Annotated in this window: 19 protein-coding genes; 12 read left to right on the top strand and 7 right to left on the bottom strand. The window is 71.1% G+C overall.

Annotated elements, in window-relative coordinates; genetic code table 11:
- Window positions 1–446: 446 nt before the first annotated feature.
- A complete protein-coding gene (locus FBZ33_RS07550) occupies window positions 447–689 on the bottom strand; it encodes an acyl carrier protein (RefSeq protein ID WP_099851665.1) in 243 nt (80 codons plus the stop codon).
- 394 nt (window positions 690–1,083) lie between these two features.
- Between FBZ33_RS07550 and hflX the strand changes: the two genes are divergently transcribed.
- Window positions 1,084–2,232, top strand: a complete 1,149-nt coding sequence (hflX, locus tag FBZ33_RS07555; protein WP_141908481.1) for a GTPase HflX — start codon at window positions 1,084–1,086, stop codon at window positions 2,230–2,232.
- 102 nt (window positions 2,233–2,334) lie between these two features.
- Here the strand turns inward: hflX and FBZ33_RS32640 are convergent, their stop codons facing one another.
- The 4 genes from FBZ33_RS32640 to FBZ33_RS07575 form a co-directional block, all read right to left on the bottom strand.
- Window positions 2,335–2,592, bottom strand: a complete 258-nt coding sequence (locus FBZ33_RS32640; RefSeq protein WP_185755238.1) for a hypothetical protein — start codon at window positions 2,590–2,592, stop codon at window positions 2,335–2,337.
- 587 nt (window positions 2,593–3,179) lie between these two features.
- Window positions 3,180–3,482 (bottom strand): hypothetical protein, encoded by a 303-nt coding sequence (locus tag FBZ33_RS07565; RefSeq protein ID WP_185755239.1) that lies wholly within the window; start codon window positions 3,480–3,482, stop codon window positions 3,180–3,182.
- 106 nt (window positions 3,483–3,588) lie between these two features.
- Window positions 3,589–4,128, bottom strand: coding sequence for an RNA 2'-phosphotransferase (locus tag FBZ33_RS07570; RefSeq protein ID WP_141908482.1), 540 nt, complete (start codon window positions 4,126–4,128; stop codon window positions 3,589–3,591).
- A 218-nt stretch (window positions 4,129–4,346) separates the two neighbouring features.
- On the bottom strand, window positions 4,347–5,609 hold the full coding sequence (locus tag FBZ33_RS07575; protein ID WP_255508749.1) for a glycoside hydrolase domain-containing protein: 1,263 nt from the start codon (window positions 5,607–5,609) through the stop codon (window positions 4,347–4,349).
- 381 nt (window positions 5,610–5,990) lie between these two features.
- Here FBZ33_RS07575 and FBZ33_RS07580 point away from each other — a divergent pair, with 381 nt between their 5' ends.
- Both FBZ33_RS07580 and FBZ33_RS07585 read left to right on the top strand, forming a co-directional pair.
- Window positions 5,991–6,575, top strand: coding sequence for a PadR family transcriptional regulator (locus FBZ33_RS07580; RefSeq protein WP_141908483.1), 585 nt, complete (start codon window positions 5,991–5,993; stop codon window positions 6,573–6,575).
- Complete coding sequence (locus tag FBZ33_RS07585; RefSeq protein ID WP_141908484.1) at window positions 6,572–7,582, top strand: hypothetical protein; 1,011 nt, start codon at window positions 6,572–6,574, stop codon at window positions 7,580–7,582. The genes FBZ33_RS07580 and FBZ33_RS07585 overlap by 4 nt, the downstream gene beginning before the upstream one ends.
- An 802-nt stretch (window positions 7,583–8,384) precedes the next feature.
- Here the strand turns inward: FBZ33_RS07585 and FBZ33_RS07590 are convergent.
- Complete coding sequence (locus FBZ33_RS07590; protein WP_255508750.1) at window positions 8,385–8,957, bottom strand: CbrC family protein; 573 nt, start codon at window positions 8,955–8,957, stop codon at window positions 8,385–8,387.
- 450 nt (window positions 8,958–9,407) lie between these two features.
- On the opposite strand from FBZ33_RS07590, the gene FBZ33_RS33280 reads away from it, so the two are divergent.
- From FBZ33_RS33280 to FBZ33_RS07605, 3 genes are all read left to right on the top strand, one after another.
- Complete coding sequence (locus tag FBZ33_RS33280) at window positions 9,408–9,896, top strand: hypothetical protein (protein ID WP_255508751.1); 489 nt, start codon at window positions 9,408–9,410, stop codon at window positions 9,894–9,896.
- A 156-nt stretch (window positions 9,897–10,052) separates the two neighbouring features.
- The gene (locus FBZ33_RS07600) at window positions 10,053–11,390 is read left to right on the top strand and encodes an MFS transporter (RefSeq protein ID WP_141908486.1); all 1,338 of its coding nucleotides are present in this window, start codon (window positions 10,053–10,055) and stop codon (window positions 11,388–11,390) included.
- Window positions 11,391–11,496: 106 nt separating this feature from the next.
- Window positions 11,497–12,894, top strand: coding sequence for an FAD-dependent oxidoreductase (locus tag FBZ33_RS07605; RefSeq protein WP_141908487.1), 1,398 nt, complete (start codon window positions 11,497–11,499; stop codon window positions 12,892–12,894).
- A 48-nt stretch (window positions 12,895–12,942) separates the two neighbouring features.
- Here the strand turns inward: FBZ33_RS07605 and FBZ33_RS07610 are convergent, their stop codons facing one another.
- Complete coding sequence (locus tag FBZ33_RS07610) at window positions 12,943–13,761, bottom strand: NAD(P)-binding domain-containing protein (protein WP_141908488.1); 819 nt, start codon at window positions 13,759–13,761, stop codon at window positions 12,943–12,945.
- 267 nt (window positions 13,762–14,028) lie between these two features.
- Between FBZ33_RS07610 and FBZ33_RS07615 the strand changes: the two genes are divergently transcribed.
- The 6 genes from FBZ33_RS07615 to FBZ33_RS07640 all read left to right on the top strand — a co-directional run bounded on the left by FBZ33_RS07615 (window position 14,029) and on the right by FBZ33_RS07640 (window position 24,203).
- On the top strand, window positions 14,029–15,681 hold the full coding sequence (locus FBZ33_RS07615; RefSeq protein WP_141908489.1) for a hypothetical protein: 1,653 nt from the start codon (window positions 14,029–14,031) through the stop codon (window positions 15,679–15,681).
- Window positions 15,682–15,754: 73 nt separating this feature from the next.
- Window positions 15,755–16,783, top strand: coding sequence for a WxL protein peptidoglycan domain-containing protein (locus FBZ33_RS07620; protein ID WP_141908490.1), 1,029 nt, complete (start codon window positions 15,755–15,757; stop codon window positions 16,781–16,783).
- On the top strand, window positions 16,780–17,973 hold the full coding sequence (locus FBZ33_RS07625) for a hypothetical protein (protein ID WP_141908491.1): 1,194 nt from the start codon (window positions 16,780–16,782) through the stop codon (window positions 17,971–17,973). The genes FBZ33_RS07620 and FBZ33_RS07625 overlap by 4 nt, the downstream gene beginning before the upstream one ends.
- Window positions 17,970–19,328 (top strand): ABC transporter substrate-binding protein, encoded by a 1,359-nt coding sequence (locus FBZ33_RS07630; RefSeq protein WP_141908492.1) that lies wholly within the window; start codon window positions 17,970–17,972, stop codon window positions 19,326–19,328. Before FBZ33_RS07625 ends, FBZ33_RS07630 begins: the two co-directional genes overlap by 4 nt.
- The gene (locus FBZ33_RS07635; protein WP_141908493.1) at window positions 19,315–21,396 is read left to right on the top strand and encodes an ABC transporter ATP-binding protein; all 2,082 of its coding nucleotides are present in this window, start codon (window positions 19,315–19,317) and stop codon (window positions 21,394–21,396) included. Before FBZ33_RS07630 ends, FBZ33_RS07635 begins: the two co-directional genes overlap by 14 nt.
- Window positions 21,393–24,203 (top strand): ATP-binding cassette domain-containing protein, encoded by a 2,811-nt coding sequence (locus FBZ33_RS07640; protein ID WP_141908494.1) that lies wholly within the window; start codon window positions 21,393–21,395, stop codon window positions 24,201–24,203. The genes FBZ33_RS07635 and FBZ33_RS07640 overlap by 4 nt, the downstream gene beginning before the upstream one ends.
- Window positions 24,204–24,242 lie beyond the last annotated feature (39 nt).

Genomic DNA, 24,242 nt, shown 5'->3' on the forward strand with positions numbered 1-24,242 from the left:
CCGCAATTCTGAGATGCAGTAGGCGACGATGTGTGTCGCCTGGTGGGGAGTGTGCGCAGGTCAAGGCGGTAAGGAGCCATTGGCTGGCCTGGCCTTGCAACTGGGAGCAGATTGGGTGCGGGTTGGCGAAGAGGTCACCGCGACCGAAGTGCTCACCGACGCCGGACAGGGGCGAGGACCTGACCTGCGGTGATGCGGTCGAGCGGTGCGGCGTGACCTCCCAGTAGGGGTCGAAGTGGTCAGGCGTTGCTGCTTCCGGGGTGGCTGGCGCCGGCCGGCGTCTCGGTTCGCCTAGGGCCACGTCTGTAGGCGTGCCGCAACCCAGCGAGCACAACCGTCGCCCAGGGCGTGAGCTGGGGATCAATCAGCGTACTGTCCGACTCGGTCCGCGTGAATGGCGTCTCCGCAGTCTCGGCGCTATCTGAGCCTGCGGAGACGCCGGTGGTTCAGCCGTTCTGCGGGCTGGTGTTGTCCGTGCCGCCGAGGCGGGCCAGGAACTCGTGGCACTTGCGGGCACGCGCCGAGTCCTCCGCCATGACCTGCTCGAAGAACGACGCGATCTCGTCTTGGCCGGCGTTCTTGGCGTCGCGGACGTATTGCCCGTAGTCGTGCCCCGCTTTGAGCGAGTGGTACTGCACGGAGATGAGGTCGAACGTCACGTCGTCGAAGCCGGTTTCTCCGGTAGCCATGTGCTCTCCTTCCCCTCAGGGCGCGTACGCACGCGTCTTCCGGTAGTCCTACCCACCCGGACGTCGTGCACTCCCGAAACCTCATGCCACGGCGGTGGCGCACTCCAACACCGGCAGTCATGACGGTCTCAGGCTCTGCCGGAGACGGCACCGCTCTCTGAGCGCGCAGGGCGGCGGCGGTGCTGTCTGCCCCGGCCCGTTGTCGGGCCCGGTCTTGAGACCATCTCGCTGCCGGAGGCGTACGCCGCGTGCGCGGGGGACTGGTGCCGGTGCCACCAAGGGCCGACGCGGCGATCGCGGGGCAGCCGACCAGCCGGGCTGGGAGCGGGTGGCCGGCATGGTCGCTTCCGGCGGGGGTAGGTGACACGCACCCGAGACGAGGTGAGGTGGGACCATGGCCGGATCGTGGTTGCTGGGGCCGGACACCGGTGGCCAGGGCGAACGCCCGACGGCGGTTCTGGTGGCGGTACGTGACGACGGCGCAGCCGACAGCGGTCCCGGCTCGCAGACCTCGCTGACCGAGCTGCGCCGGCTCGCCGCCACCGACGGCCTGACCGTCGCCGACGAGGTGGTGCAGAGCCGGCCAAACCCCGACCCGGCGACCTACGTCGGCTCCGGCAAGGTCGACGAACTGGCCGCGCTGGCCGAAAGCGCACACGCCGACCTGGTGATCGCCGACGGCGAACTGACCCCCGGTCAGGTACGCAACCTGGAGGAACGCGTCGGCGTACGGGTGGTTGATCGCACCGCCCTGATCCTCGACATCTTCGCCGAGCACGCCCGGACCAGCGAGGGTCGCGTACAGGTGGAACTCGCGCAGATCGCCTACCAGTTGCCCCGTCTGCGCGGCGGGGGTCGCACGATGTCCCGCGTCGGCGGCGGCCGGACGGCCGGCGGCGCCGGCATGGGTGTCCGGGGTCCCGGTGAGATGCGGCTGGAAACCCAGCGCCGCACCCTGCGCCAGCGCGCCACCCGACTACGCCGCAACGCCTCCGAACTCGCACGACGGCGCGAGCGCACGCGCACCCGCCGCGCCCGTAACCAGGTGCCCTCGGTGTCGATCACCGGCTACACCAACGCCGGCAAATCGGCGCTGCTCAACCGGCTGACCGGTGCCGACGCCCAGGTCCAGGACGTGCTGTTCGCGACCCTGGACCCGACCGTCCGTCGGATCAGCACCGGCGATTTGACCTACACCGTCACGGACACGGTGGGCTTCGTCCGACACCTGCCCCACCAACTCGTCGACGCGTTCCGCTCGACGCTGGAGGAGGTCACCCGCAGCGACCTCGCAGTGCACGTCGTCGACGCCTCCGCCCCCGACGCGCTGGATCAGATCACCACCGTGCACGGCGTGCTGCACGAGATCGGCGCGCGCGACGTTCCCGAGCTCCTGGTCCTCAACAAGATCGACGTGGCGCCGCCGGAGTGGGTGGACGCGCTCTGCCGGGTCCACCCGGACGCCGTCGCGGTCTCCGCCCGCACCGGCGCCGGCATCGACCACCTCCGGGCGGAACTCGCCCGACGGGTACGCCTCCACTGACCCGGCCGCCCTCGGTTCCAACTATCGATCGCCTAACTGAACAAAATCTCTTCTTGTTGCGCGGGCGCGTCGTCCTCGCTCTGCTCTCGAACGGCGGGGTTTTTATGGGCGGTGACGGATCTCGGCCGGACGCTGTTCGTAGCTGACCATGCTGTCGCGCCTCAGCCGGTACACGGGATTAGGGCACAGGCACAAGCCCCAGCAGTCGTCGTGCAGGAGCTGCTCGGGCCGGCCGCTCTCGCTGACCGCTCGGCGCATGCGGTCCAACGTGCCGGCGAGGAAGACCCGCTCCGCGTCAGCCAGTTCCGGCGTTCGGGCGTGGTCGGCCACGAGCGTCCGGGCCTCAGCAACCCGGTCCACCCCGGCGCCAGCCCACGAAACAGGCCGTCACCCGCGAACCTTGCAGCTGACCGGACCAAGCGGCGCAACCCGAAACCGCCAGCCCACCAGAACCGACCCCGCAGACCTACGAGCAGCGCGAGCGGACGCCGTTTTTCATGAGTCCTGACGCCAGTCGAGCTCCCTCAAGATCAAGAACACTGAAGTGTCGCTGACAAGGCGCGTCGATCGGGGGCCGTGCTCCCCGATCGGGCGATGCGGCTGCGGGAACCAGCGCTGGTGCCAACCAAAGCACTGGGCCGGCAGTTCACTGTCGGTCGGCGGCTGGTGCGAGTCCGGTTTAGGGGGAGCAGGATGGGAGCAGCGGGGCGCCCTGAACGGCCCTGAACTGCATCCAACGGCATCAAACGACGCTCAACCGCATCCACCCCTGCCTGCGGCTCCACGTTGCCGCAGGTCAGAGTCGGTGCTTGGGAGCAGATCGGGAGCAGCGGGGCTGGTTCTCGGTTCGGGGCCGCCACGGACCAGCCCGGCTGAGTGACCTGATTTGCGGTCCCGAGCGGGGCCTGCGGGCTGGTTGAGGAGTCCTACCGCTACCGGCGCCCACATCACGAGAGGGTGCCCCCGCGCTGCGGCTCACGGGCTGCCTGATGGCCGTCGGTCCGGTGATCCGCCCACTCGCCGGTCCGCATTGCGAGGTCGCGTACCCAGCACTCGGTGTTCTGCCGGGACTTGGCGGCCCACTTCGTCGCGTTCTTTGACGCGAAGTCGTCCAAGACCTGTTGGTCAGTCGCGGTCCATCCGGGAAGCTGCGCTATCCACTCTTCTGCCTGCTCGGCGCTGTGGCCGCTGCCGATCAGCCATGAGACGAGCAACGCGAGTTCGACCCGTGGGTGGCCTTGGTTGCCCACGCCCAGTCCACGATGCGAAGGCCGAGTGGTGGTGTCACGATGAGGTTGGCCGGGTTGAGATCCGCGCGCACCTCGCCGGAAACAGCGGTGCGGGCCTGGCCAGGGCTCAGTCGAGCAGATAGCTGGCAGGGACCGCGTTGGTGAGCCAGACGCCGTTGGCGCTGCGGTGGAACACGTGTCCGTCGGCGGCCATCGCCGCCGCGTCGATGGTGAGGATCACGACCCGACCGGCGCGTCGGGCGCCGACCCGGTGGGCGGTCTCTGTTTCGGCGGAGAGATGGACGTGGTGCCGGCCGCCGCGGTGCAGGCCGGCGGCCCGGATCGACTCCAGCGCACCGGCGCTGGTGCCGTGATAGAGCCGGTCCGGTGGGGTGACCGGGGGCAGCCCGAGGTCCACCGGGACTGAGTGGCCCTGGTTGGCCCGGATCCGCAGCACCCCGTCGGTGCCGCGCTCGACAGCGAACCGCTGCTTGTCGTTGCCGGCGACGACCGCGTCCAGCTCGGCCCGCTCGATCCGTAGGGCGGCGAGCAGAGCGTCGACGGGAGTCCAACCGGCCGGATCGAGCACCAGGCCGGCCCGGTCGGGATCGTGCCGGAGTGCCTTCGACATCCGTTTGCTCAACTTCACCAGGCGCTCGCGTTCCACGCTGCCATTGTGGTCGATCCCCGTCGCTCGAATCGAGAGGTTTTCCGGCGACCCCGATCCCGGGTCTTTTCTCCGGTGGGCCTGTCGGGTACGAACCGCCGGCTCCAACCTGTCTACTGCGGAGGCGGGCCACCCGAAGATCGTCGCGTCCCGGACCCTCAAGAAGGCCGACTTCGGTGCCCGGGGAATCGGCAGGAACCTGGCCGACGGGAGCGGGCTCAGACCCGGGTGATCCGCACCGCGTCGGCGACCACTAGTCCGGTGCCGCTGGTCCAGCGACTCACGCCGACCTTGTTGCCCATGCCCGCAGCCAGGGTGAACACGCCGATCGAGACCCACCTACCGCCGTTGACCCGCTGATTGACGGAGACGGACCTGCTGCCTGTGGTGGTCTCCACAAGGTATGGCGTCTGGTTGTTGTAGCCCGCGTCGGCCGGGTACCAAACTGAGATCTCATAGCTTCCGGTCGCCGGGATGGTCGACCGGAACCAGGCGACGTCGCTGGACGACACCGGACTGGCAAACCGGTAGTCGGTGCCGAACCGTTGGCCGGAGTAGGCCGACGTGCCCCATGCAGTGCTCGCGGTGAACCCGCCCGAGGCGCTGTTGTCGATGGTCGTGGTCCACTGCTGCGGCGGCGGGGTCTGCGTAACCCTCACGTCGAGGTAGTTGCGGTCGATCTTCATCGTGACGCCACCCCACGTCTCGGTGACCTCCCCGGCGTACTGGTGCAAGCGCTGCTGGTTTGCGTAGTAGGCATCGGCGCAGTAACTTCCGGCATCCGTGTCAGCCACCCCGTTCCACCAGGCGATCCAGATCTGGTCGAGTCGCGTGTAGCTCGGGTTGTCGTACGCCTCGCAGACGTCCTTGATGCCGGACGAACCGCTGGAGTACATGCCGGCGAGGTAGCCCCTTACGTGCAACTGCTCGGTCCAACCGGACAGGAACGACAGCACGGCGGCCCGGCACGACGCGTTCGACGGGTACTGCTCGATGTCGTTGTAGATGGTGCTCGCAGTGCCGATGCCCAGTGCCTGGGCGGCATTCGCGGCGCTGTTGGCCGCGGAGCCGCCTTGCGACCGGGCGGTGGTGGGATTGGCGGACATCTTCGGTGTGCGGGTGCCGCACGGTGCCTGGTAACCCAGTTCGATGGGGATCAGGCGCCATCCGTTGCTGGTCTGGTTGGCCACCCAGCTTGCGGTGAGGTTGGGCTGGGAACAGGAGCGGCTCGCCCCGCTGATGTAGATGCCGACCGCGCCGTAGGGCGAACTGGCCCGCCACGCGTTCATCGTGGTCTGTGACGGAGCGGCGCAGGTGTCGAATCCCCGGCCGGTGAAGGTGCCGGGTTGCGGGCCGGTGGCCAGCGGGGTCACTGCGGTCGATGCTTGTGTGGGTGTCGCGGCCACAGCAATCGACTCGGCGGGCGCCACGATTGCTGCGGCAAGGATGAGACTCGCCAGCCACCCGGCAGTGACTCTCACGTTGCCTCCATCTGAAGAAATTCTTGCCTGGGAACGGCCAGTGCGAAAGATTTCTACCACGAATCGATGAGTAGCAATAGAGGGTCGCCGCCGATCCGGCGCCGAGGTCAGCTGAGGGGCAGGCCCACGTAGTTCTCGGCCAGGCTGGTGGCGTACGCGCGGGAGCTGGTCAGATCGCAGCGTTACGGTCTGCAGCTTCGCCTCGTACGGGCTGCGGAGTGCTCGTCAAGGACCCTTAATCGGATCGCGAGTGCCTTCATCTGGACTGCCGATGTGCGGGCGTCTAGCCGGGACCGTGCGGCAGCGATGCGCAACCTGACCATTGTCTGGGGTCTCCGGCTCCGTCTTGCGGTTAGACGTATACGCCTATAGGTTGCCTGGGTGCCCTTGGACGCGTCACGGAACAGCCTGGTGTTGCCGATCCTCGGACTCCTCGTCGAGCAGCCGGCGCATGGCTACGACATCACGACACGCCTACGCGAGCGATACGGACACCTATCGGTAACCCGCAGCACGGTTACGTCCCTGCTGAAGGCTCTCGAGAAGGCAGGCTTGGTCTCCTCCGGGCCGCCCGAGCGAGTGGGGAATCGGCCGCCACGTACGGCCTACGTGTTGACTGCCGCAGGTCTCGCCGACTTTCGCCACAAGGTCGAGGCTGGGGTACGCGACACCCCGGCCGCGTCCGTGAACTTCGTCATGGCGGTCGCCTACGTCGCAATCCTTCCGCTCGACCAGGCGGCGTGCATCCTGGACGGTCGCGCCGACCGGCTCGACCAAGAACTGGCTGCCCTTTCGGGGCTGCCCGACGGTGACGTACTCGAAGTGCACATGCTCGAAGTCGCCTACTGGCGCACCATCGTCGCCACCGAAGCCACCTGGATCAGGACTCTGGTGCGGCGGATCTGCGCGCGCGAGATCGGCTGGCCAACCCAGCAAACCGACCAATACGGGAGTGCGGAAGCGTGAAGTTCGGTATCTATCCGGGCGGGCGGGCCGGCACAGTCTGCTCCCACCCACCCGATGTCGCCGCGATCCGCCACCTCGTCGACGACCTCTCGAACGGTCGCTCCTTCGTCATCCGTGAGTACGTGCACTTCCTCGGCGACCCAGCACCGCCGGACGTCGTCACCTCGCTCGGCGCCGAACACGAACTCGCGCACCTCACGATGCCCGACGAGTGGTACGTCGACGGAAACCGCGAGCTGGACCTCGTGGTCAGCTACATCCCCCGGGCCGCCGACCTCGCCGGATGGCTGGCCTTCCTCGACACCGTCATCGACCGTTACGGTCACCTGACGCGGTATCTTCAGGTGACGCTTGAGCCGAACTTCCCCATCCCGCTCATCGACGGAAGCGCACCCGGCGTGCTCGAGGCCCTGGTCCTCGGCATCCCGCACGCACGGTCCGCACTGGACCGGCGGGGTCTCCAGCACGTGCGGACCGGCTTCTCCGTCGCCGAACCACCGGAATGGTTGGGCGGCGACGACCAGTTCTGGTCGTACCTCTCCTCGATCCCGTACCAGGACTTCGCGGCCCACGTCGACTACGTCGGCCTGGGCCTGTACCCCGACGCCTTCTCACCCGTCGCCCCACGGGGCAACCCGGGAGACACCGCCTCCCTCACCACCCACGCCCTGCACCACTTGCGGGGCGGGTCGCTGCCCCGCGCGCACATCCCGCCCCACACCCCCATCCACATTGTGGAGAACGGCACCCCGAGCGGGTCACCGCGCACCGAGCAGGCACAGTGCGACTCACTGTCGGACATGCTCGGCGTCATCATCACCGAACAAGAACCTCTGAACATCACCCACTACGAACTGTTCAGCCTCAGGGACGCCGACAGCAGCTCCACGGAACCCACCGGGACACTCGGCATCGTCACCGACACCTACCGACCCAAGCCCGCCCTCGCGGTCTACCGCGACGTCGTCCGCAGCACTGGCCCGCTGCCCGTCGCCAGACATCCCTGAGCGCGGCGAACCGAAACGCAGCGGGGCGAGCCAACGTCCACTATTGGCGCGCCCCGCCCCGTTTTGAAAGGCCGACGCACCGACAGGCCATCACCGGCTCACGTCGAGCCGACGCCGTACGCCGACCAAGGCCCGCACAAGTAGCCGCTGGCAAGGCGCGGCGATCGTGAGCGTGCTCGCCGATCGACCGTTGCGGCTGCGGGAGCCAGTGCTGGTGCCAACCAATGCACTGGGCCGGCCGCTCACGATCGGTAGGCGGTCGGCGGCCAGGCGCGAGCCCGGCCTAGGGGAGCAGGTTGGGAGCAGCGGGGTGCCCTGAACGGCCTTGAAATGTGTGCACGGCATCGAACGGCGCTCAACTGCACCCACCCCATCCTGCGGCTCCACGTTGCCACAGGTCAGAGTCCGTGCGGCGTCCTGGTTCACCGCGGAGTGCTCCGCTGTTCTGCACAGCGGTCGGCAACTCTCTATGTCGCCTAGCTGGGGAGTGTGCGCAGGTCAAGGCGGTAAGGGGTCGTTGGTTGGCCTGGCCTTGCAGCTGGGAGCAGATTGGGTGCAGGTTGGCGAAGTGGTCTCCGCGCCCGAAGTGCTCACCAACGCCGAACTGTCGTCGCGGTGGCGTCGGTAGGGGTCCCGTGAGCTGGGACCCAAATCCCACCGGCGAGCCTGTGAGCAGGGCTTCCTGGACGGTGACCTCTTCGGCGATTCCAAAGGCGTCAGCGTTGGTGCCACCGCAGAGGCGGTAGGGCGGCTTCCGCTCATGTCGACGAGAGTGCGTCTGCGTATCGGCGATAAGGCGCAGTTAACCGATGTCCCAGGACGCGAGGTGGGTCCGGCAATGCAGGCATTGGAACAGATACGCGGTGGGCTCACCGTTGCGGTCGAGCCGGTGTAGGAACTGTTCGGTTTCCTCGGGTGACCAGCCGAGTTGCCGGTGGCTCGCGCGAAGCATGTTCAGGGCGTCCGGATGAGGTTCGACATCGCGGTAGCCAGCTGGGCCGAGGAATGCCGCGCCGTCACCGCAGTGGTAGAGCCATGACTCTTGCTGCCAACCGGTGAAGCCCGGAGTCCGGCGAGTGATCTCCTCGATGACGTGATGCGGCACGTCGTCAGGCACGTCGACCGCGTCGCTGAACTCGGCAGGCATCTCCAGGATGTCGCTGCCATCGGTGGCGGCGGCGGCGACGCTGAGTGCCCTGGAGGCCGCCCCGGAGTAAATACAGTGCAGGCAGAGGCTCTCGGGCTGTCTGCCGTAAACCGGTCCCCGGTATCGAGTTTGCCGAAGTTGACCGCAGACGCTGCATTCGTGCTGAATGCGCACCGCCGAGCCGGTGGCCAAGGGATCAGGGTGGTATCGAAACACCGGTTCGGTCACCAGTCCATCATGTCAACGACGTTGAGCACGCCCGGGTGTGGTGCCAGGGCGCAGTGGTGAATCGGATTGATTCAGTCTTGTCGTGCCTGTCAGGATGCCCGTCATGTCAATCGCCAAGGCGTCTGCGGAGGATGCTCTGGTCGCGCTGCACACGTCGCTGGATGAGCGGCATCGGCCGGAAGAGGTCGCGCATCTGGTGCTGCGGGTCGTCGGTGGCCAGTTGGGGCTTCGCGAGCGGATGACGTTGGGGCGGGTGACTCGTGCCGTGGGGCGGTGGAACGGTGGAGTTCCATGTCGACGGACTTCGCGCGGCCGGTCGGTGCTGCTCGTCAGGTCGAGGCGGCAGTGCGGTTGTTCGAGCTTCAGCACGGCGGCGTCGACCCGTAGGACCCGGCTTCACTGCTCGATTTCTCGGCCCGTCTGAGCGAATCGCTGGGCGCCGTCTATCCGATGCGGTTGGACTTTCTGCGGGACCGGTTGAACCGCGAGGCCCGTGCCACGGTGGGGATCGAACTGTCGAAGCGGCAGTACAACAGGCGGTTCCGGGTGACGCAGCGACTCTCAGCGAAGGCCGACCGGCTGGCGGTCGAGCAGACCAAGCGGCAACTGGCGATCGTCGCGCGGGCCGGGTTCGCGGCCAGCATCGACCGGAGCGTGTTCCTGGCTGATCCGTGGGCCGGCTGCTTCGTGGCGTACCTGACCGCCAAACGCAAGCTGCGGCGGGAGTTCACGCTGGCGGGGCGGGACAACCCGTACGACGACATCCCAGACCTGCTCTTCCAGGAGCAGTGCGCCCTTGGCGCTGTCGCGGTCCTGCCAGGACGCGGCCAGGGCTCAGACCGTGACCAGCAGCCGGAGGGTGCCGGTGACGATGAACCGCTTCCGGCCGTTGACCCGCTTTCCGTTCGCACAACGCCTGCGGCGTCGTCGGCCTCCTGAGCCCGCCGGTCGCGCAACCGAGGGCGGGTCGACCGCGCCGGACGGGGACCGGGCGGCGAGAAATGCGCCGCACCGACGCCATCACGTCCGGACCCTGACCCGCTAGTGTGTGGAAACAGCGTTTCCATTCATGCCATCACAGGGCAGGGGACCAGCGTGCATCGCAGCCAGGAAGACACCGCCGCCGCGCCGGAGGTCGGCGAGCAGACCACCACGTTCGGCCCACTCCAGCTCGCACCGGGCACGACCCGGACCAACATCAGCGGGTACTACTGGCTGGCGCTGACGTCGATCATGACGTTCACGTTCATCCCGGCCGCGCAGACGGCGCTACTCACCTCCATCCTCGGTGTGCCCAAGGGGGAGCAGGGTTCGATCGTGGGCACCGCTGGGCTGATCAGCGAAATCGTCCTGATCGCGGCGGTCGGCCTGGCCGGTGCCTGGTCCGACCGCCTCGGACGTCGCCCGATCGTGGTCGGCGGCTACATTCTGCTTGGCCTCGGCGTCGGCATGGCACCGTTCGTCGGCTCGGTCCTGCCCTACTACCTGGCCCGGGGTGTCGCCGCCGTCGGCGTGGCGATGGTCACCGTGATGCTCACGGCAGTGGTCGCCGACTACGTCCAGGACACCACCCGCGGCAGGGCCAACGGCATCCTCGGCTTCTGCAACGGTCTCGGCGCGCTCGTCACGTTCTTCGTGCTGATCAAACTGCCCGACATCTTCGAGGGCATGGGGATGGACACGATCGCCGCCCTGCGGGCGACCTACCTCATCGTCGGCGGGCTGGCCCTGCTCACCGCGATCCTGATGCGGCTCACCCTCCGGGGCGGGCTGGCGACAACGCACTCCGAGCACATCCCGATCCCGAGGCTGCTGCGCGAGGGCGTCGCCGAGATCCGGCGCCCCGGCGTCTCCTTCGCCTACCTCAGCGCCTTCGTCGCCCGAGCTGACCTGGCGCTCGTCGGCGCCTACCTCACCCTCTGGGCACAGCAGTACGGCACCCAGCACCTCGGGCTCAGCGAGGCCGAGGCGCTGGCCAAGGCAGGTCTGTTGCTGGGAGTGGCCAACGGCATCGCGTTGATCGGGGCACCGGCCATCGGCATCATCGCCGACCGGCTGTCCCGCACCGACGCGGTGCTGATCTCCCTGGGGACCGCCGCCCTCGGCTACACCGCCACGATCTTCGTCGGGGACCCGTTCAGCCCGCTCGGCTACGCCGTCGCCGCGCTGATCGGGCTCGGCCAGGTCAGCGCCGTCATCTCCAGTCAGGTGCTGATCGCCGAACAGGCTCCCAGCCGTACCCGGGGCTCGGTCATCGGAACGTTCGCGCTCAGCGGCGGCATCGGCATCATGATCGCGTTCGCCGCCGGTGGCACCCTGTACGACAACTGGCGCCCCGCCGGCCCGTTCGTCCTGTTCGGCATCCTGGCCGGGCTGGCCTGCCTGTACGGCCTGGCCGTCCGATCGAGGATCCCCAACCACCCGGTGGGCTGAGAACCCCAGCCGCACCCCGCAGGACGTTTGACGGTGTCCGAATTTATGGAAACACTGTCACTTCCAGGGAAACGCAACGGGAGTGCCGGAGGTGGGTGTGCCGACCATGATCGTTGTGGGCGCAGGGCCGGGTGGCCTGGCCTGTGCCATCGCCGCCGCCGACGCGGGCGGCACCGTCCTGCTGTTGGAGAAGGCGCCGGACGTTGGGGGCGCCCTTCCGTACTCGGGCGGGCACCTGTCCGCCGGCGGCTTCTCGCTGCAGCATGAGCGGGGCATCAGCGACGACCCCGAGCGGCACTTCGACGACGTCTGGCGGATCAGCCGGGGCGCCGCCCGGGCCGACCTGACCCGGCTGACGCTGCGCGAACAGCCGGCGGTCCTGGAGTGGCTGCTCGCCGCCGGGCTCACCGTCGATCCGGGTACGCCCCGCATCGTGTACGGGCACGAGCCGTACCGCACGCCGCGGACCGTCCACGCCACCACCGTCCCCGGCGGTCCGGCCATTCTGGCCGTGCTGCGCCCGATGCTCGACGCGCATCGGGCCGCCGGCCGCATCGACCTGCGCTGCGAAGTGCGCGTCACCGAGCTGCTGACCGAGGGCGGCGCGGTGGTCGGGGTGGCCACCGCCGACGGCGCGCGGTGGCGGGCACCCGCCGTCGTGCTCGCCACCGGCGGATTCGGGTACGCGCCGGAGCTGTTCGCCGAGCTGGAGGGCGCGCCGCTGACCACCTCGGCGGCACCCACCTCGACCGGCGACGGCCTGCTCATGGGCCGGTCGGTCGGTGCCAGCCTGCAGGGCCTGGGCCGCTACATCCCCACCTTCGGCGGGCTGCCCCCGGTCGACGGCGACCTTCGGGTCGACTGGGGGCACCGGCCGCACCTGGTGGCGCCGGAGCGGCCGCCCTGGGAGATCTACGTCGACCGCGCCGGAAGTCGCTGGATCGCCGAGGATGAGCCCAGCATCGACCACAAGGAGCGGGTGCTGACCACTGTCGACCGGATGACCTTCTGGACGGTCTTCGACGCCCATGCCCTACGCGAGTCGTACCCGATGGTGCACGGCTGGAGCGCGGCCGAGCTGGACGCCCAGTGCGGCCGGCGCCGCGGCGTGCACCGGGCGTCCGGGCTGGCGGAGCTCGCTGGGCTGGCCGGCATCGACCCGGCGGGGCTGTCGGCCACTGTGGCCCGCTACAACGGTTTCGTCGCCGACGGCCGGGATGCCGACTTCGGCCGAACGTACCTGCCGGCGCCGATCGTCGAGCCGCCGTTCTACGCGCTGGAGAACCATCCGGTCACCCTGATCACGTTCGCCGGCCTGGACGTGGACGAGCTGCTGCGGGTCCGCCGTGCGGACGGCACGACGGTCCCCGGTCTGTACGCCGTCGGTGAGGTGATCGGCTCCGCCGCTGTCAATGGCAACGCGTTCTGCTCCGGCATGTGCCTGACGCCGGCCATGGCCTTCGGTCGGCTGGTCGGGCGTCGGCTCGCGGGGACCGCCGGCTGAGCCGGTCTCGGCCGGCCCGTCCACAGCGGACAGAGCTTCCGGGCCGAGTCAGTGTGCGAAGGCGAAGCCCTCCGCGCGCAGCTTGCCGGAGCTGATCGGCACGAACGGGGTCCTGATCTCGCCCCGGTAGGTCAGCGCGGGCCAGCCCCCGGCGGCGCAGAGCTCGTCGAGGACGGCCTGGTTGGTCTGCGGCACGACCGCGTCCGGTACCGCGTTGAACACGCCCGTGAGGTCGCGGGTCACCACGAAGTCGAGCGCGGCGGCGGCGTCGCGGTAGTCGATGCGGTAGTGCAGGGCCTCGGCCGAGAACGGCACGCTGCCGCCGAGCATCTCGTGGGCCAGCTTCACCCGGGTCGGATAGTCGAGGTCGCGCGGATGCCCGTACACGTCGGGGATCCGCAGCGCGGCGCCGCGCGGGGCGGCCAGCACGGCGGCCTCGGCGGCGGCGAAGTTGCGGGGGGAGGCGTCCGGGTCGTCGGTGACGGGGGTTGCCTCGTCGACCAGCGCGCCATGGCCGGCACCGTAGACCGACACCGAACTGGTGAAGACCACCCGGGGATGCACGGCGGCGGCGGTGCGCGCGGACGCGGTGAGCGTGTCGGCGTACTCGGCGATGCGCTGGTCGGCGTCGAAGGCTCGGGCGATGCGCGGGCTCACGGTGAGCACGACCGCGTCGACGTCGCGGGTGACCCGCTCGACGGCGGGACGGTCGCTGCCACGGAGGACCGCCACCTCGGTGCAGACGGGGGCCAGCTCGGGCACCCGGTCGGGGGAGGTGGTCGTGCCGATCACCTGGTGGCCGGCCGAGACCCAGCGACGGGCCAGCTCCATGCCGACATTGCCGCACCCGATGATCACGTAACGCACCTGGACCTCCTCATGGAAACGCTGTTTCCACACTCTGCCCCATCTCGGGCCGCCTGCCAAGGCCGTGCCGCCGAACCCGCCCGTCGGCGCTGCGCTGGCCCGGGGAATCGATCACATCGGCCGGCGTCAAATCGCCTGTCGGGCTATTGACAGGAGGGTCGGCCGGCTGCCTTTATGAACCTATCCAATTTTGGAAACTGCTGTTTCCACTAGCGAAACGGCAGCCAGGGGTGCACCGTTCCCCACAGGAAGGAGAGCGGGACCGCAATGGGATTGCTCAGAACTACGGCAACAGCGGTGGGCGTAGCGGCGTTGGTCGCCGCCGCGACCGCGGTCTGCGTGTCCCCCGCGCAGGCGTACGGCCCCACCCCGGGCAACCTGGGATGCCGGCTGTACTTCAACGACGCCGGTACCGGCAGCTCGCCGACGAACTGGGCCGACTCGTTCGGGCTCACTCAGACGCCGGCGACGCCGAGCCCGGGTCAGACCGTGACGGTGACCTTCACCGCGGCGGCCGGTCCGAACAACGGCCCGGTCGCGATCAACCCCGGTGACGTGCCGATCGTCGTGGAGGCGGCGCTGGGTGGCTCGCAGAGCGGCCCGGTCACCCTCCAGCAGACCAACTACCCCGCCGGTCCTATCCCCGGCAACACCCCCACCGGCCCGATCACCGCCACCGGCACCTATGTGGCCGGAGCGACCGGAGCCGCGACGCTCACCGTCAACCGGGTGATCCTCAACAACCCGATCGCCAAGACGTACTGCTCCGCCGCTGGCGACCGGGACCACAAGGCAGCACCGGTCCCGACCTCCATCGTGGAGAGCTTCACCGTCTTCGGCGGCACGGTCTCGGTCACCTCGGTGACCGGCCAGACCGTGACCGGGGCTGCCCGGGCCGGCAACGTCATCAACTACGCGGTGACCGGGCTCGCACCGTCCACCGCCCTGACCGCAACACTGCGCGCGGCCGACGGCACCGGAACGGCCGAAGGCTCCGGCACGGGCACGACCGACGCCGCCGGCGCCGGCACCGGCACGCTCACGGTGCCCAGCGGCGCCACCACGGGAGCACGTACCGTGGCGGTCTCGGACGGGACCAACACGGTCTCCGTCCCGATCACGATTCTCGGCTCGCCGGGCATCGCGATCACCCCCAGCGGTGGCGGCTCCGGCACCGTGGTGACGGTCACCGGCACCAACTGGAACCCGGGCAGCACGGTCACGATCGGCGGTTACAAGGCGCTCACCGGCGCCCCGCCGCCGCCCGCGACGAGCGACCCGGCAACGACGGCCACGGCCGGCGCCACCGGTGGGATCAACGCCACCTTCACCGTCACGGACAGCGCCACCGCGTACATCGGCGCGCAGTCCGGCGCCCTGTTCGCGATCTCCGCGTGGACCGGGTCGGCTGACTCGTGCACCGCCAAGACCGGCTCGGCCACGACCGGCAACTGCACCCTGTCGTACAACCTGTCGGAGACCGTGACCGCCGGAAACCTGTCGATGGCTCGCGCCGCCGGCACCGGCAACATCCCGTTCTCCGGCGTCACCGTCGGCGGCAGCGTGCAGACGGCGACGGGCAACCTGTCGACCGTCACGGTTACCGACCACCGGGGCAGCACCTTCGGGTGGAGCCTCGTCGGCACGGTCACCGACTTCACCGGCACCCCGGGCGGAACCATCGCCAAGAGCAACCTGTCCTGGACGCCGGCCTGCGTCGACACCGCGGGCGCGACCAACGCGGTCACCGCGGTGGCCGGCACCCCGGGCACTGTCGACGCGGCGACGCTCTGCTCCGCACCGACCAGCGCCACCGGTACGGGCGGCAGCTTCGACGCCTCGGCCGGGCTGACCCTCTCCGTGCCGGCGAACCAGCTCGCCGGCACCTACGCCGCGACCCTCACGCTCACCCTGAGCTGAGGACCGCATCGAGGTGAGGGCGGTCGGTGCGAGCCGGCCGCCCCCACACCGACCAGTCGAAGGGTGGAACCGCGTGCGTCACCCCCTCTGGCCACGCCGCCTCCGCACCGGTGCGGCAGCCCTCGCCGCCGCAGTCGCCGCTGTCACGCTGACCGTCGTCCCGATCAGGCCGGCCGCCGCTGCGGACAACGGCGAGTGGGCCGTCGTGCCCACCCCGCCGGCCAACGCCGGACCCACCCCCCGGCTCTACTTCTTCCTCGAGTCACCCGCCGGCCGGACCCTCACCGACTCCGTGCGGGTGATCAACCGCACCGACACCGAGCGCACCTTCACCGTGTACGGCGCGGACGCCTACAACACCGCCCGCGACGGCGGATTCGCGCTGCGCCAGCTCACCGAGAAGCAGTCGGACATCGGGGTATGGACGGTGGTCGGCGCCGGCACCGTGGTGCTCCCACCCAAGGCGCAGGCCGACATCCCGTTCACCATCACCATCCCGACGAACGCCAGCCCCGGCGACCACATCGGCGGCATCGTCGCGATGGAGTCCGTTCCGGGCGGTCGGAGCGAGCAGAACGGCGTCGCCGTCGCGGTGCAGCGGGCCGTCGGCGCCCGCATCTACCTGCGGGTGGCCGGGCCGGAGATGCCCGGGCTCAACCTCGCCGACCTGGACCTGACGCACCCGACGCCCTGGCTGCCCACGCCGGTCGACGGTGCCCTGGAATACACCCTGGCCAACACCGGCAACCTGCGCCTCGCCCCCACCATCACGGTCACCGCCTCCGGCATGTTCGGCCACCGGATCCACCAGCGTGGCGCCACCCCACAGCTCGACCTGGTCCCGGGCGCCGAGTCGCGGATGCGTACCCGGTTCACCGGGCTGTGGCCGGTCGACGTCGTCACCGCCACCGTGACGGCGAAGGCCGACGGCGGCGTGCTCACGGTGCGGACCACCCGTACCGTCGTCGTCTCCTGGACCGGCGTCGCCGCATTCGCCGCGCTGATCGCCGCCGCAGTCGTGGCCTGGCGCAGGCGCCGCCGCGCCCAGGTGGCCCGCCCCCGGGGCGTCTCACGCGTCCGCGCGCACGCGGAGGTCGGATGACGAGGATCGGACGCACCCTGACCGCCGTCGTGTGCGGGCTGGTCATCGGGCTGGCACTGCCCACCGGGCCGGCGTGGGCAGCCGAGGGACTGACCCTCGCCGCCCCGGCGGCGGCACCGGGCGACCGGCTCGGGGTGAACGGCACCGGCTGGCCCGGCGGCACACTGGTCCAGCTCGTCACCTGCGGGCAACTCGCCATCGGCGGTTCGGCCTCCTGCGACACACGTGCCGCCCTGGCTGTTCCGGTGCGCCCGGACGGCACCTTCGCGGTGCAACTCGTGCTCGGCACCCCGCCGGTGCCCTGCCCGTGCGTCGTGCACGCCACGCTCGTCGGCGGCACCGCGCGCGGCCAGGTCGACGCGCCGCTGGAACTCACCGGGCACACCATGGGGGAGACCCCCACCGTCTCGGCCGCCCCGGTCCGCCTCGACCTGGTCGAGGCGAGGATCGCCGGCCGACCGGGCTGGCGGAGCCTCTTCGGCGCCGCCGCGACCCGGACCCTCGTCTATACAGTGCACAACCCCGGGCCGCACCCGCTTCCGAACCCGCCCCTCAACGTCCGGATCGGCCGGGAAGGCGGCGGCGACCGGGTCAGCACGCCCGGCACCGGCAGCATCCGGCCGGGCGAGACACGCACCTACCGGATACCCGTCACCACCCCGTTCGCCGCGTTCGGCCGGTACACCGTGCAGGCCGACCTGGGCGGGTTCGGCCCGGCCGAGACGACGCTCCGGACGTACCCGTGGGGCCTGTTCCTGGTGCACCTGCTCGGCGGGACGCTGATCATCGTGGGCATCGCCCGCCGCATCGCCAACCGCCGCGACCGCCCGCCGCTGCCCGCGATGGCCACCGCACCGACCGGGACGCTGCTGCCGTCCGTCGTGCGGGTCGGCTCACTCGGGGCGTACCTCGTCTTCGACGACGCTCCCGGCGTCGGCCGGCTACGTCGACGGGCCAACGCCCACCTGAGCGTCGCCGCGCTGCGGGACCTGCTCGGCGACACCGGACTGCCGAGCGCATCCGGCACCGAGGCCGCCGGCACCGCGGTCATCGACCTCGCCGCCCTCGACGCGGTGCTCGCCGCCCGCCCAGGCGCGGCCACGCCGGCCGGAGCACGCGCCGGCAACCAGGGCGCCGCCGCCGTGATCGATCTGGCCGCGCTCGACACCTACCTCGGGAGCCCTCGATGAGTCGCGACCCTGGCACCCACACCACCGGCTGGGACCGGGCCCTGACGGTACGGGCGGCCGTAGCCACCGTCGCCGCGCTGCTCGCCTTCGTCGGCTGCGGCGCGGTGCTGCCCGGAGTGGGCGGCGCCGACGGCACCGGCGTCGGACCCGGCGTCACCGCCGACGCGGTCACCGTCGTGTTCGTCGGGACCGACCTCACCAGGACGGCGAACCTGACCGGGTTCAACACCGCCTCGGCCGGCGACCCGGTACGCCAGATGCGGGCGCTGGAAAGCCACGTCAACGCCAACGGCGGCATCGCCGGCCGGCGGATGCGAGCGGTCTTCCGCAACTACGAGGCGAGCGACGACTCACCGGCCGCCGAGGAGAAGCTCTGCAACCAGATCACCCAGGACGACCGCGCGTTCGCGGTCGTGCTCACCGGCCAGTTGCAGGCCAACGCCCGCCCCTGCTACGCACAGCGGCACACCCTGGTGCTCGACGCCACCCTGATCACCATCGACCAGGCGACGAACGAGCGCCTCGCGCCATACCTGTTCGCCCCGGCCTATCCCGCGTACGACGACTTCGTGCGCGCGTACCTGCCGGCGCTGGCCGCGCAGGGCTTCTTCGACGGTGCCCGGCAGGCGGGCATCGTCGCGGTCGACGCACCGGCCAACCGCGCGATGTACGAGCAGCACGTGGTGCCGTACCTGAAGCAGCGGGAAATCACCCCGACCGTGGCCTGGATCGACTCCACGGACCTGGGCACCCTCAACACGGGGCTCAACCAGGCCGCCGTCGACCTGCGGGCCAAGCGCGTCGAGCGGGTCTTCTTCCTCGGCGGGACCCGGCTGGCCTCCTTCTTCCTCACCTCCGCCTCCGCGCAGGGCTTCACCGCCCGGTACGGCATCTCCAGCTACGACAATCCCAGCTTCCTGATCGGAAACCCGGACATCATTCCGCGCGAGGCACTGACCGGGGCGGTGGGCATCGGCTTCAACCCCAGCCAGGACGTCGCCGACCGGGAGTACGCCTTCCCCGCCACCGACCCCGAACGAGCCTGCTTGGGCATCTTCGCCGCAGCGGGGGAGTCGTTCGGCACCCGCGAGAACGCCCGCGTGGCCTTCCCGTACTGCGACGCGGTCCTGCTGCTGCAGACCGGCGCGAAGGACCTCGGCGCGGACCTCAACGCGCACCGGTGGCTGGCGGCCGTGGGCAGGCTCGACACGCAGTTCCAGCCGGCCACCGGATTCTCCGGGCGGCTCGGCCCGGACCGGTTCGCCGCCTCGAACGGCTACCGGGCGTTCGGCTACGACAGCGGCTGCGCCTGCTTCACCTACCGCGGGGAGGACGTGTCCTTTGCGACCCGATGACAACACCCGCCGGAGCGTCCCGCCGGGCACCGCCCGCGACGGTGCGAGGGCATGGCGTTCCCGCAGCGCGGGCTGGGGAGCGGGTACGGCCAGCGGCTTGCTGACCGGGGTGCCGCTGCTCGGCGCCGCGGGACTCGCCCGGGGTTTCGATGTCGACCTGACCAGCGTGCTGACCGCGGTGATCGCCGCCGCGGTGGTCGGCGCGGCCGCGACCGTCGCGGTCGTGCAGCGGGTACCGCACCGCCATTCGGTACGCGCCGCGCTGCTCGCCGGCGCCGGGCTGGGGGCCGCGCTGCTGCTGGTGGTGAACGTCGCCGCCCCGGTGCCGGGGCTGTTCGCGCTCACCGCGCTCGGGCTGCCCTGGGCGGTCCTGGTGGTGTCCGGCCGCGCGATCGCCGCCACGACGGCCGCCCTGCGGTACTGGCACGTGGGGCTGCTGAACGGGCTCGGCCTGGCCGCGCTGCTCGCCAGCGGCACCGGCGGCGGATCCGGGTACCACTGGGCGGCGGCGGGCGTCCTCGCGGCGCTCGGCGTGCTGGCCGGGGCGACCGCCGCGCAACTGCCGGGCGATGCCGGCTGGCCGCCGGCGCTACGCACCCTGTTCGACAACGCCACCCGCCCACCCACCGCGCGTACCGCCGTCCTGGCCCAGGCCGGCCTCGGCATGATCGTGCCCGGCGCGCTGATCTTCGCCGTCGACGTGCTGCGCACCGGGTTCGGCCTCGGTCCGCGCGGCGCCGTCGGAGTCATCGGCGACGCGTTGCTCGCCGGGGCCGCGCTTGCGGTGCTCCTGCGCGGCGAGCGGGCGCTGCGCCTCGCGGTCGCCGCAGCCCCGGCCGGGTTGCTCGTCGCCGCCGGTGCCCTGTCCGTCGGGGCCACGGTCGGCGTCGTGCTGTTCGCATCCGGCCTGGCCGTCGCTGTCGGTGCGCTGGTCGCGCTCGCCGTCTCGGGCGAACGCATCGCCGCCGAGGTGCTCCACCCCGACGCCCGCCCCGCGTTCGTGGCGGCGACATCGGTGCTGTCCCTGGCCGGTGGCCTGGGCGGCGCCGGCCTGCTCGCCCTGCTCAACACCCGGTACGGCGCCGGTCCGGCGTTGGCGGTGGCCGCGGCGGCGGTGCTGGTCGGCGCCGGCTACGCCCGACGGCTCCGGCGCACCGCCGCCGCTGACGCCGAACGGTTGGCCCGGGTGCTCGCCGACGAGGCGGAGGTCGCCCGGCTACGGCACAGCGGGGCACGTCCGGCCGCTCTCTCCTGCTCCGGCATCGACGCGGCGTACGGTCCGGTCCAGGTGCTCTACGACGCGGCCGTACGCGTCGGCGACGGCGAGATGGTGGCGATCTGCGGCCCGAACGGGGTCGGCAAGACCACGTTCCTGCGGGTGCTCTCCGGCCTGCACCGCCCCGCCGCCGGGGTGGTCCGTCTCGGCGGGGTCGACGTGACCGCGCTGACCGCGCCCCGCCGGATCGAGCTCGGTCTGTCCACCGTGGTCGGTCAGGCGGTGTTCGGCTCGCTCACCGTCACCGAGAACCTGCGCATGCACGGCTACGCGCTGGGCCGGCGCAGCGACGCGGTGCACCGGGGGGTCGACGCGTCGTTCGCCGTCTTTCCCCGCCTCTACGAGCGGCGCGACCAGGTCGCCGCCACCCTGTCGGGCGGTGAGCGGCAACTGCTCGTGCTCGCCAAGACGCTGATCCAGCGCCCCCGGATGCTGCTGGTCGACGAGTTGTCGCTCGGCCTGGCCCCGGTCGTCGTCGGCGGCCTGCTGGAGATGCTGCGCCGACTCAACGCGCTGGGCACCTCGGTGCTGGTGGTGGAGCAGTCCGTCAATGTGGCGCTGTCGCTGGCCGACCGGATCTACTTCATGGAGAAGGGTGCGATGGTCGCCGAGCACACCGCAGGCGAGCTGGCCGGTCAGCCGGACCTGGTCCGGGCCCTGATGCTCGGCGGCCACGCGCCAGCCGAGGACACCGAGCCCGCGCCCCAGGCGCACGCCGCCGAGCCCGCGCCCCAGGCGCACGCCGCGCCCACGTCGGAGGCCACCCCGGTGGACGGGGCGGTGATCCGATGATCGGCGGTTTCGACGTCGGCCCGGACCGCATCGTGCTGGGCCTGTTCACCGGCCTCACGTACGGGCTGCTGGCGGTCGGGCTGGTGCTGGTCTACCGGTCCAGCCGGTTCGTCAACTTCGCACACGGCGCGGTCGGGGTGTTCGGCGCCGCCGTGCTCGGCCGGCTGGTCGGTGACGGGGTGCTGCCGTACTGGCTCGCCCTGCCGGTCGGGATGCTCGCCGCCGCCGCGGTCTCCGGCGCGATCGAGCTGAGCGTGGTCCGCCGGCTGCGGCACCGGCCCCGGGTGATCGGCATGATCGCCACCCTCGGGCTGTCCCAGTTCGTGCTCGTGCTCGCCTTGCTGGTGAACAGCTCGGGGGCCAGCGGCCCGGCGTTCCCGGCGCCGCCCGGCATGCCGTCGTTCACCATCGGCAACACCCCGGTCGGCCCGGCGTTCACCGCGATGCTGCTGCTCACTCCGGTGCTGCTGGTCGGGCTCGCCATGTTTCTCAAGCGCAGCCGGTTCGGGCTGGCGATCCGGGCCGCCGCCGACGCCCCCGACGCGGCCACCCTCAACGGCGTCACCGCGGCCCGGATGGCGACCCTCGCCTGGTCGATCGCCGGTGCCGTGGCCGCCTTCTCGGCGATCCTCATGGCGCCCACCCAGGGCACCCAGTCGATTGAGTCGCTCGGCCCGGCCCTGCTGGTGCGGGGCCTCGCCGGCGCGGTGATCGCCCGGTTCTCCTCCATCCCGATCGCGTTCGGCGCCTCGCTGGGCATCGGGGTGGGCGAGCAGATCCTGCTGTCCGGTCAGTCCAGCGGCGGCCTCGTCGAGCTGGCCCTGGTCGCGGTCATCCTGGTCGCGCTGCTGGCCCAGCCGGTCCGCGCGCGCCGCGACGGCGAGGACGGCGGCTGGGGCCGGATCGGTGCGCCGCCGCTGCCCGCCGCCTACCAGCGGATCTGGCTGCTGCGCAACCTGGGCCGGGTCGTCGCCGGGGTGGGCTTTGCCGTCGCCGCCGTGCTGGCCTTCGTGATCAGCAATGAGACCGCCTCGGTGCTCATCGCGATCATCGGCTTCACCCTGGTGGGCCTGTCGATCGGGCTGGTCACCGGTGTGGCCGGCGAGCTGTCCCTGGGCCAGTTCGCGTTCGCCGGCATCGGCGCCGCGGTGTCGGTGCAGGTCTCCGTGCGGACCGGCAACCTGTTCCTGGGGATCCTCGCCGGCTGCGCGGCGGCGGCGCTGGCCGCAGTCGCGGTCGGCGTGCCGGCGCTGCGCCTGCGCGGGCTCGCCCTCGCCGTCACCACGCTCGCCTTCGCGCTGGCCACCAGCACGTTCCTGCTGCGGCAGGGTTGGCTGCTCGGCGATGGCGCGCAGGTGCCCAAGCCGCGCATCCTCGGCCACACCTTCGACCTGGCCACCGACTACTACCTGTTCGCGCTGGTGGTGCTGCTGCTGGGCCTGTGGGTCACCGCCAACCTGCGCGCCGGTGCCTTCGGGCGGATCCTGGTGGCGCTGCGCGACAACGCCGACGCCGCCCGCGCGTTCACCGTCGCGGTGCCGGTGCGGGTCCTGCAGGCGTACGCGGTCGCGGGCGCGCTCGCCGGTCTCGGCGGGGCGGTGATCGGCCACGGGCAGAGCCAGCTCACCGTGAACACGTTCCCCGCGTCGGCCAGCATCGACGTCGTCGCCACAGTGGTGGTCGGCGGGATCACGCTGCTGGGCGGCCCGCTGCTCGGGGCGTTCCTGATCGTCGGCGTACCCGGATTCCTGGAACTGGACATCATCGGCCAGGCCGCGCTGACCCTGGTCTGGCTGGTCGTGGTGATCGCGCTGCCGGCCGGACTCGGCGGGCCGGTGCTGTGGCTGCGTGACCGGATCGCCGCGCTGATCGCCCGCGGGCGCGACGCACCGACGCCGTCCGCCACCGAGGAGATGGGCGGGTCGGCGCAGGCCGCCAGCGGCGGTGGCCCGATCACGCTGCCGCCACGCACCGTCCCGCTGCGACCGGCGGCGACCGGCGAGCCGCTGCTCTCGGTGCGGGAGGTGGCCCGATCCTTCGGCGGCGTGCGGGCCGTCGCCGGGGCCAGCCTGGACGTCGCCGCCGGCGAGGTGGTCGGCATCATCGGCCCGAACGGCGCCGGTAAGACCACCCTGTTCGAAATCATCGCCGGCTTCACCCGCCCCGACCGGGGCGCGGTCCTGTTCGCCGGCCGCCCGGTCACCGGGCTGTCGCCGCAGCGGCGGGCCGGCCTCGGGCTGGTGCGCTCGTTCCAGGACGCCCGGCTCTTCGCCACCATGACGGTGCTGGAGACCGTCATGGTGGCCGGTGAACGCACCGCACCGACCAGCCTCGTCGCCGCGGCTCTTGGTGCCACCGGGCCGGACCAGGCCAAGCGCCACCGGGCCGAGGAACTCGTCACGCTGATGGGCCTGGCCCCGCTCGCCGATCGGTTGGTCGGGGAACTGTCCACCGGCACCCGCCGGATCGTCGAGATCACCTGCCTGCTGGCGCTGGAGCCAGCACTGCTGCTGCTCGACGAGCCCTCATCGGGAGTGTCCCAGACCGACGGCGTCGCGCTGGGCGAGGTGCTGCGCCGGATCCACGACGAACTCGGGGTCACCATGGTCATCATCGAGCACGACCTGCCGCTGCTCGCCCGGCTCGCCGACCGACTGGTCGCGATGGACGGCGGCCGGGTCATCGCCGACGGCACCCCGCAGGAGGTCCGCGCCCACCCCGACGTGGTCCGCTCCTACCTCGGTACCGACCACGCCGCCGTCAACCGCTCCGGCGTGCCCGCTCAACGTACGACGGTGCCGTCGTGAGCCCGCTCCGCGTCGCCCCGCCACGTGCCCGTGCCGGCC

It is taken from the genome of Micromonospora sp. A202, assembly GCF_006715105.1.
GTDB lineage: Bacteria > Actinomycetota > Actinomycetes > Mycobacteriales > Micromonosporaceae > Micromonospora > Micromonospora zamorensis.